General features: G+C 69.0%; 10 protein-coding genes. 8 read left to right on the top strand and 2 right to left on the bottom strand.

Going from position 1 to position 8,820, the window contains the following annotated elements:
• The 3 genes from HCR68_RS14075 to HCR68_RS00995 form a co-directional block, all read left to right on the top strand.
• On the top strand, positions 1-242 hold a 242-nt coding region (locus HCR68_RS14075), incomplete at its 5' end, for a DDE-type integrase/transposase/recombinase (RefSeq protein WP_243858841.1).
• Positions 202-603, top strand: a complete 402-nt coding sequence (locus HCR68_RS14070; RefSeq protein ID WP_347878286.1) for an integrase core domain-containing protein — start codon at positions 202-204, stop codon at positions 601-603. The genes HCR68_RS14075 and HCR68_RS14070, both read left to right, overlap by 41 nt.
• Positions 604-618: 15 nt before the next feature.
• A complete protein-coding gene (locus tag HCR68_RS00995; RefSeq protein WP_243858840.1) occupies positions 619-1,083 on the top strand; it encodes an HAD hydrolase family protein in 465 nt (154 codons plus the stop codon).
• Positions 1,084-1,192: 109 nt separating this feature from the next.
• Here HCR68_RS00995 and HCR68_RS00990 read toward each other — a convergent pair whose 3' ends face one another.
• Together HCR68_RS00990 and HCR68_RS00985 are read right to left on the bottom strand one after the other, a co-directional pair.
• Positions 1,193-2,338: an iron chelate uptake ABC transporter family permease subunit gene (locus HCR68_RS00990; protein ID WP_243858839.1), complete on the bottom strand. Its 1,146-nt coding sequence runs from the start codon at positions 2,336-2,338 to the stop codon at positions 1,193-1,195.
• On the bottom strand, positions 2,335-3,282 hold the full coding sequence (locus HCR68_RS00985; RefSeq protein ID WP_243858838.1) for an iron ABC transporter permease: 948 nt from the start codon (positions 3,280-3,282) through the stop codon (positions 2,335-2,337). The genes HCR68_RS00990 and HCR68_RS00985 overlap by 4 nt, the downstream gene beginning before the upstream one ends.
• Before the next feature lie 128 nt (positions 3,283-3,410).
• Between HCR68_RS00985 and HCR68_RS00980 the strand changes: the two genes are divergently transcribed.
• From HCR68_RS00980 to HCR68_RS00960, 5 genes are all read left to right on the top strand, one after another.
• Positions 3,411-4,469 (top strand): iron-siderophore ABC transporter substrate-binding protein, encoded by a 1,059-nt coding sequence (locus HCR68_RS00980; RefSeq protein WP_167145318.1) that lies wholly within the window; start codon positions 3,411-3,413, stop codon positions 4,467-4,469.
• 3 nt (positions 4,470-4,472) lie between these two features.
• A complete protein-coding gene (locus HCR68_RS00975; protein WP_167145317.1) occupies positions 4,473-5,357 on the top strand; it encodes an ABC transporter ATP-binding protein in 885 nt (294 codons plus the stop codon).
• A gap of 250 nt (positions 5,358-5,607) precedes the next feature.
• Positions 5,608-6,630, top strand: a complete 1,023-nt coding sequence (locus tag HCR68_RS00970) for a zinc-binding dehydrogenase (RefSeq protein ID WP_167145361.1) — start codon at positions 5,608-5,610, stop codon at positions 6,628-6,630.
• A 235-nt stretch (positions 6,631-6,865) separates the two neighbouring features.
• Positions 6,866-7,726, top strand: a complete 861-nt coding sequence (locus HCR68_RS00965) for an aldo/keto reductase (protein WP_167145315.1) — start codon at positions 6,866-6,868, stop codon at positions 7,724-7,726.
• Positions 7,727-7,883: 157 nt separating this feature from the next.
• A complete protein-coding gene (locus tag HCR68_RS00960) occupies positions 7,884-8,720 on the top strand; it encodes a helix-turn-helix transcriptional regulator (RefSeq protein ID WP_167145313.1) in 837 nt (278 codons plus the stop codon).
• The last annotated feature ends 100 nt before the right edge of the window (positions 8,721-8,820 follow it).

Here is an 8,820-nt window from a genome sequence, read left to right as displayed (position 1 = left end):
AGGCCGCGCAGCCACGGGCGAAGGTCCGCACTACCGTGCCGGCCGCGGACCTCGATGAGCGCCCCGACCTGGTGGGGCGGGACTTCACCGCCGACAAGCCTGGGCGTAAGTGGTGCGGGGACATCACCTATATCAGTACGTGGGCCGGGTTCGTCTATCTTGCTACGGTTCTGGACTGCTGCACCAAGAAGGTCGTGGGGTATGCGATGGCCGAGCCATGTGCGCACCTCGCTGGTGTGTGAGGCCATCGACATGGCGGCCAGACGGTGCCCTGTCGAAAAGGGTGTGACGGTCTTCCACTCCGACCGGGGCAGTCAGTACACGTCTCAGAAGTTTCTGGACCACCTGAAGTCCTATGGTATCCGCCCGTCCGTGGGTCGTACGGGGGTGTGTTGGGACAATGCGTGGGCGGAATCCTTCAATGCCACGCTCAAGAATGAGAGAGTGCATAGAATGGTGTACCCCACGAGACAGAAGGCGATCAACGATATTGCCTCGTGGATCGAGCTGAGATACAATCATGTGCGCCTTCACTCAGCCCTGGGATACCGCACACCTAACGAGGTCGAGCAAGAATTCCTGAGCCTAACCAAGGCAGCCTGAAACACCAAACAAGCAGTGTCCGAAAAACACCCAGCAGCCCAGGCTGCTGGCACGCAGGAGGTGGGCGGCCTGGAGCCCGCAGGCGCTCTCCAGGACTTGCTGGGTCTGCGCATTGACGGCGTCGTCGCCTACCCGCACGAGGACGGCGTGGTCGACATCTGCGCGGCAGGGGTGGACAAGAGCATCTGCATGAGGCTGCCGACCGGCGAGGAGGAGCCGACTACCTCGGGAGGAGCCGACACCACAGTAAGGACAGCAGTCATGGGGCAGACACCGGGACTTCACCACCAGTCCGTCTCCACGTGGGTCGCGGTGGGCAACGACGCCAACGACGTGGCGATGATCCGCGCGGCAGACATCGGTGTCATCGTCGGGGACGGCCTGGAAGAGGTCAGGGCGAGGAGGCGGACGATCCGCGTCCCCTCGCGCCCCGGCGCGGTGGTGTCCATTCTGGAGCAGCTGCTTGAGCTGCACCGCTAACGTCACCAGCCTGAGTTGACCCACGGCGGATCCGCGACACCTGACCGCGCAGGATTCCACCAACCACCACATCACTCACAACGACATCCCGCGGGCCAGCCTCGCTCGCTCATCTCGGCGTGCGCTCGGAGGGGACCATGAGCAACCAGATGAGGTAGATCCCGCCCAGCGCGGCACTGACCAGGCCCACCGGGATCTGGAAGGGACTGAGCAGACGCTGCGCCAGGAGGTCGGCCCCACCCAGGAGCAGGGCCCCCATGGCGGCCGAGGCAACCATGGTGATCCCGGCCGACCGGCTCAGACGCCGCGCCAGCTGCGGGGCCGCCAGGGCCAGGAAGCCGATCGGCCCGGCCACGGCCACGCACATGGCCGCCAGCACGACGCCGTAGCCGAGCATCGCGCCGCGCACCCTGCTGACGCGCATCCCCAGGCCGGTGGCGACGTCGTCGCCCATCTCCAGCATGGCCGCGGGCCGAATGAGCCAGAGCACCTGCGGCAGCAGCACGATCGCCGCGATGAGCAACGGACGGGTCTGGCCCCATGAGATGGCGTTGAAGGAGCCGTACTGCCAGGCCTTGGCCGCCTCCGCGCTCTGGAGAGACGCCCGGGAGATGAGGTAGTTGTTGGCGGCCGAGAGCATCTCCGACAGGGCGATACCGGCCAGCACGAGGTTGTCTCCACCAACCCCGCGACGCAGCGTCATGAGCGCGACGAGCGCCGCCGTCGCAAAACCGCCGAGGATCGTGCCCGCACCGATCTGGAAGGTCGAGGAGGCGGAGGCCAGCAGGATCGCCAGCAGTCCGCCCGTGGAGGCACCGGTGGTGAAGCCCACGATATCGGGGCTGCCCAGGGGGTTACGGGACAGGCTCTGGAAGATGGCGCCCGACAGCGCCAGCATCGCCCCCACCAGCACGGCTGCGAGCGCCCGCGGCAGACGCTGGTCGATGACGATGAAGCGGTCCAGGTCGCTTCCCGTTCCGCGCAGCAGTGTCCCCAGGGCATCCGCCGCTGAGATGTCGTAGGTACCCGTCAGGACCGTCAGGACCATGACCGCCAGGGCCGCCAGGGCCAGGATGATCGTGACCGCGACGGCGCGGCGGTGGAGCAGGAGCTCCTGCCGGGGTCCGACGGGAAGCCTTCTGACGGAGACGGGAGGCCCCAGGTAGGCCGGCCGCTGGGGCTGCTCCGGGTCGTCCGGCTTCTCCTGAGGCTCGGCTACGTCCTGGGACCGCGGGTTCGAGACGGGCCGGCTCATCGGGTCCTCACCCCCATGCGGCGCACCACCATGGCCAGCAGGACGGGTCCGCCGATGAAGGCGGTGACGACGCCGGCCTCCATCTCGGCGGGGACGATGAGGACGCGGCCCAGGATGTCGGCTCCTAGCAGCAGGATCGGCCCGGCCACGAGCGAGACCGCCAGCAGCTTGCGCTGGTCGGCTCCCAGGGCGAGCCGCAGCACCTGCGGCACCACGAGCCCGACGAAGGAGATCGGGCCGACGGCCGCCGTCGACGCCCCGCACAGGAGCGTGATGGCTGCCAGCGCCAGGGCGCGTGCCCGTGCGGGACTGACTCCCAGGGCCCTGGCCTGCTCCTCCCCCAGCGCCAGGGCGTTGAGCGTGAGCCCGGAGGCCAGGGCCAGCACCAGGCCGACGGCGAGGAAGGGGCCGATCCACACCAGCAGTCCGGCGTCGCGCCTGGCGAGCGACCCCAGGACCCAGAACCGGTAGGAGTCGAAGGTCTTGGAGTCGTACATCGTGATGGTGCCGGTGATGGCGCGCAGGCTGGCCCCCAGCGCCACCCCGGCCAGCACCAGGCGCGCCGGCCCGGCATCGGCACTGCGGCGGGCCATGAGATGGACGAGTCCCGCGGCCAGGGCTGCGCCTGCGAAGGCGAACCAGAGGTAGCCGCCGACGCCGCCGACTCCCAGGACGGACAGCGACAGGACCACGGCCAGGGAGGCACCGGCGTTGACGCCGAGGATCCCGGGCTCGGCCAGCGGGTTGCGGGTCAGTCCCTGCATGACGACCCCCGCGACGGCCAGGGCGGCGCCGACGACGATCGCCAGCACGGTGCGCGGCATGCGCATCCTCCAGATGATGATGGAGGCGACGGTCCTCTTCTGCCCGGTCAGCCCGGTGATGATCTCCTCCAGTGTCAATTCTCGGGTCCCGACGGCGAGACTGACGAGGATCAGTGTCACAAGCAGCACCAGGCAGATGAGTAGCACAACGCCCGTGTGAGGCCTGAAGGCGATCTTGCCCACTCTTCCCTCGTTTCCTCCGGGTTGGTTCTTGATCAAAGCGGTATGACTGAGGCTAGCCTAAGCGCATGACAACGCTCTACAGCCGCCGTTCCGCACTTGCCTTCGCGGGACTGGCCACTGCTCTGCCCGTCCTGGCCGCCTGCTCCTCCAACAACTCGGGTTCGAACTCGATGGCCTCCTCGGGCTCCTCCGCCTCCGCGGGCGCCAAGCCCACCCCGACCTCCTCGGTGCCCACGGGCATGCCCGAGGGCAAGGGCTCGGGCCAGGCCGACGACGTCTTCCCCCGCACGGTCGTCCACTTCAAGGGCAGCGCGGAGATCCCCGCCGCCCCCACCAAGGTCGTCGTCATCGCCACCGGCCAGCTCGACGCCGTCCTCACCCTGGGAACCGTCCCGGTGGGCTCCACCAAGGGCGACGGCGCCGAGGCGGTCCCGGAGTACATCAAGAAGGCCTTCCCCCAGCAGGCCGAGCAGCTGGGCTCGATCACGGACATCGGCTCCCGCAAGGACCCCAGCGTGGAGGCCGTCAGCAACCTGGCCCCCGACCTCATCCTCATGAACGCCGCCATCAAGAAGGCCGACGAGGTCTACGCCGCCATGTCCGCCATCGCCCCGACGGTCGTGACGCAGGGAACCGGCCAGTACTGGAAGCAGGACTTCCTGCTCGTGGCCGACGCCCTGGGCAAGCCGGACACCGCCGAGAAGTGGATCGAGACCTACCAGGCCGACGCCGCCAAGGCCGGCTCCGCCATTGAGGGCAACCCCACGGTCTCCCTGCTGCGCCACAACGAGGAGCGCCTGCGCATCTTCGGCCCGATCTCCACCGCCGGATCGGTGCTGGCCGACATGGGCGTGGCGCGCCCCGACACCCAGCAGTTCACCGACGAGGTCTCCAAGGACATCTCAGCCGAGCAGCTCGAGCAGGCCAATGCCGACTGGCTGTTCTACGGCGTCCAGGGCGGTGACGCCTCGAAGGTCACCTCGCTGGACCTGTGGCAGGCGCTGAACCCCGTCGACGCCAAGCAGGCCGTCCAGGTCGACGACGACGCCTTCTTCCTCAACGCCGGCCCGACGGCCATCCGCGCCATCCTCACGCAGGTCTCCGACTCCATGACGAAGAAGTAGCCCGTGCCCGCTCCCGTCTCATCCGAGACGACCCCGGACGCCCAGGTCCCCACCACGGGTCTGGGCGTCCGGGACATCTCCCTGGCCTACCACCCCAGCCACCCCGTCATCGAGGACCTGAGCACGGACATCACCCCGGGCGCGGTGACGATGATCGTGGGACCCAACGCCTGCGGGAAGTCCACGCTGTTGCGCGCCATGAGCCGGGTCCTGACCCCCGGTGCCGGCCGGGTGGTCCTCGACGGCCGCGACATCGCCACGCTGGCCCCCAAGAAGCTGGCCCGGCGGGTGGGCATGCTGGCCCAGTCCTCGATCGCCCCTCCCGGGATCACGGTCCACGAGCTGGTGGCGCGGGGCCGCTACCCCTACCAGTCGCTGCTGCACCAGTGGTCCGCCGACGACGACGCGGCCGTCACCGAGGCCATGGAGCGCACCGACGTCGTCGGCCTGGCGAACCGGCACGTGGCCACCCTCTCCGGCGGGCAGCGCCAGCGGGTGTGGGTCGCGATGGCCCTGGCCCAGCGCACCGACATCCTCCTGCTCGACGAGCCCACCACCTACCTGGACCTGGCCCACCAGGTGGACCTGCTCGAGCTGTGCCGCGACCTCAATGCCGAGCTGGGCACCACGATCGTGGCCGTGCTCCACGATCTCAACCAGGCCTGCCGCTACGGCGACGAGGTGATCGCCATGCGCGCGGGCAGCATCCTGGCCCACGGCCGGCCCGAGGAGGTCGTCACCGCCGAGATGGTCGAGGAGGTCTTCGGCCTGGCGGTCCAGGTCATCTCCGACCCACTCACCGGGACCCCGCTGGTGCTGCCGCTTCCGCGCGCAGCCGGTAAGACGACGTCTGAGGATCAGGCCGGGCAGAACGGGCGGAGGCCGTAGAGCCGGCTGCCGGGCTTCGGCCGAGCGCGATCACCGGCTCCGACCACCAGCAGCGATCTTTCCCTGAGCTCGCAACGAACACGCCGCGTTCAGCGGCCGCCTGCAGCAGCGATCCGCCCCTCTGGGTGGCCCTGACAGAACCTCCCATGCGGTGGACCGGCGCAGCGGACCGCCATATGCTCCACATATCAACCGGCACTGATGTGAGGACTTCTCTGTGACTGCTTCTGCCACCGCCCTGCCCACCACCATGCGCGGCGTCGTTCTGCACGCCCCCGGCGACGTTCGCGTCGAGGACCGCGAGGTCCCCCACGTCGTCGACCCCACCGACGCCGTCATCAAGCTCGAGGCCGCCTGCGTGTGCGGCTCCGACCTGTGGCCCTACCGGGGCATCGCCCCCGTGGACGAGGCCCGCCCCATGGGGCACGAGTACGTGGGCACCGTCGTCGAGGTCGGCGCCGACGTCACCAGCGTCAAGGTCGGCGACTTCGTCGTCGGCTCCTTCTGCCTGAGCGACAACACCTGCGAGATCTGCGAGGACGGCTATCAGTCCCGCTGCGCCAACGGCGGCTTCATCGGTGACACCCAGGCCCAGTACACGCGCGTCGCACTGGCCGACGGCACCCTCGTCGCCGTCCCCGGCGGCAGGCCCGAGGACCCGGAGATCATCGCCTCGCTCCTGGCCGCCTCCGACGTGCTGGGCACCGGCTGGTTCGGGGCCGTGGCCGCCGGCGCCGCCCCCGGCAAGACCATCGCGGTCGTCGGCGACGGCGCCGTGGGCCTGTCCGCCGTCCTGGCCGCCAAGGCCCTGGGCGCCGAGAAGGTCATCGCCTTCTCCCGCTACGAGGACCGGGCGGCCCTGGCCCGCGAGTTCGGCGCCGACGTCGTCATCGCCGAGAGGGGCGAGGAGGGCGCCGCCAAGGTCAAGGAGCTCACCGGCGGCTACGGGGCGCACGGCGTCGTCGAGGCCGTGGGCAACCAGGCCTCGATGGACCAGGCCTTCGCCTCCATCCGCCCCGGCGGGCACCTCGGCTTCGTCGGCGTGGCCCATGACGTGAGTCTGAACGGGCAGCAGCTCTTCTTCGCCGAGGTCAACATGCTGGGCGGCCCCGCCCCCGTGCGCCGCTTCCTGCCCGACCTCATCGACCGCATCCTCAAGCGCGAGATCAACCCGGGCAAGGTCTTCACCCTGCGCCTGCCCCTGGAGGAGGCCGCCGAGGCCTACAAGGCCATGGACGAGCGCCGCGCCATCAAGGTGCTCCTGGAGCCCTGATCCGACCCTGACGGTCGGTCCGCGGTCGTCACGGTCAGCAGCGTCAGCACCATGCGCCGACCGCATGCCGGCCGTTGAACGGCCCCATTCATCACCGAGTCTCCCCGCAGGATGCGCACCCCGACGGCGCCGCCTGCGGGGAGGCCCGTCTAACACGCAGCTCTCACCCACTTTCCACGTACTCACAGCCACCCGCGGCACTGACACCACCCGCTCAGACGACTCGGAGGCAGCCATGAAGCACATCATCCTCAACAACGGCACCCGGATTCCCGCCCTGGGACTGGGGGTCTACCGGACCCCGGAGTCCGAGACCGAGCACCACGTGCGCGAGGCGATCGAGGTGGGTTACCGCCTCATCGACACCGCCCAGTACTACCGCAACGAGGAGGGAGTGGGGCAGGCCGTACGCGGTGCGGTGTCCGACGGCGTGGCCCGCGAGGACCTGTTCGTCACCACCAAGCTCGCCGTCTCCGGTCACCGGGCGGGCAAGCGCGCCATCGAGCAGTCCCTGGCGGCCCTCGGTCTGGACTACATCGACCTCATGCTCATCCACTGGCCCCAGGGAAACGATGTCAGCACCTGGCGGGCCCTGGAGGACGCCTGCGCGGCGGGACGCCTGAGGTCCATCGGCCTGTCCAACTTCTACGGCGACGAGGTCGAGGAGATCGTCCGGGCCACCGACATCCCGCCGGTCGTGGACCAGGTGGAAACGCATGTCTACCTCCAGCAGCGCCGGCTGCAGAGGACCCTGGCCCCCTACGACATCAGGATCGAGGCCTGGAGTCCCCTGAGGGCGGGCCGCTCGGGGCTTCTGACGAATCCCGTCCTGGAACGTATCGCCGAGGCCCATGACGCCACACCCGCACAGGTGGCCCTGGCCTTCCAGGTGGCCACCGGCGTCATCACGATCCCCAAGACGGTTCACCGCGAACGCATGGTGGAGAACCTCGCGGCGGCCGACCTGGAGCTGAGCGCACCGGAGCTGACCGAGATCGCCGCGCTGGACCAGGGTGGTTCGCCCAGCGGCTGGCCGAACCACCCCGAGCAGTCCTACGACCCCGCCGAGTTCCCCTTCACCGCACCGACGACCTGACGAGCGGAAAGGGGGAGGAATCCCTCCCCCTTTCCCAGGACGACGCCGTCGGGACCAGCGTTTAGGGTGAGTCGCCAGGAATCTCAGTTTCTTCGCGGACTGTGAGGAACGTGTGCCTTTTATTCCTCAGCCGCGACACACTCGAGTCAGGAGCCCCATGCCTCGTACCTATCGGAGCGCCGAGCTCGGGGCCTTTCTGCGCCGTCGTCGCTACGAACGCACACCCGACGAGGTGGGACTGCCGGATACCGAGGACGGCAGACGAGTCACCGGCCTGCGCCGCCAGGAGGTGGCGGCCCTGGCCAGCATCAGCACCGACTACTACACACGTATCGAGCAGGGACGCATTACCGCGTCGCTCCCGGTGCTCGCCAACCTGGCGCAGGCTCTCCACCTGAGCCCGGACGGGTGGATGTACATGCTCAAGCTCGCCGTGGACAACCCGCTCCATCACCTCCATCAGCTGGAGGACCCGAAGGTCGACGTCACCACCCAGAGGATCCTCGACACCCTGGAGCACACCCCGGCCTTCGTCATCGGACCGCTCACGGAGGTCCTGGCCTGGAACCATCTGGCCACGCGGGTCTTCATGGACTTCGCCCAGGTACCGTTGGAGCAGCGCCTCTTCGTGAGGCTTCTCTTCACCGAGCCGTCCCTGCAGTCCCTCTACGCCGACTGGGACGAGGTGGCGCAGCTGGCCATTGCCCAGCTGCGCATGCACACCGCCTACGCCCCGGACAACCCTCGACTGATGGCCCTGGTGGAGGAGCTGTCCGCACTGAGCCCGCAGTTCACCGCCTGGTGGGACGCCCGAGAGGTCAACATCCGCACCACGGGAACCAAGCGCCTGCACCATCCGACGGCCGGCGACCTCGAGTTCGAGTGGTCGACCCTGACCTGCGCCACCGCACCGACCCAGCAGATGATCGTCTGGACCTGCGCACCGGGGTCGGTGACGCAGGCGGCCATGCAGCAGCTGGAGAACACACTGTGAAGACCACCTCCAGCCGGGGCGCCATATAACGCCCACTCTGTGCCGCCTGTGCGTAGCATCGAGCAGGAGGGCACGACGCCGTCGGTCACCGACCGAGCGG

The organism is Actinomyces sp. ZJ308 (genome assembly GCF_011752065.1).
Taxonomy (GTDB): Bacteria; Actinomycetota; Actinomycetes; order Actinomycetales; family Actinomycetaceae; genus Actinomyces.
This window is presented reverse-complemented; position numbering and strand designations above follow the sequence as displayed.

Coding starts and splice junctions, on each gene's coding strand:
- HCR68_RS14070 (WP_347878286.1), top strand. CDS start 202: ATGCGATGGCCGAGCCATGTGCGCACCTCGCTGGTGTGTGAGGCCATC.
- HCR68_RS00990 (WP_243858839.1), bottom strand. CDS start 2,338: ATGAGCCGGCCCGTCTCGAACCCGCGGTCCCAGGACGTAGCCGAGCCT.
- HCR68_RS00980 (WP_167145318.1), top strand. CDS start 3,411: ATGACAACGCTCTACAGCCGCCGTTCCGCACTTGCCTTCGCGGGACTG.
- HCR68_RS00970 (WP_167145361.1), top strand. CDS start 5,608: ATGCGCGGCGTCGTTCTGCACGCCCCCGGCGACGTTCGCGTCGAGGAC.
- HCR68_RS00965 (WP_167145315.1), top strand. CDS start 6,866: ATGAAGCACATCATCCTCAACAACGGCACCCGGATTCCCGCCCTGGGA.
- HCR68_RS00960 (WP_167145313.1), top strand. CDS start 7,884: ATGCCTCGTACCTATCGGAGCGCCGAGCTCGGGGCCTTTCTGCGCCGT.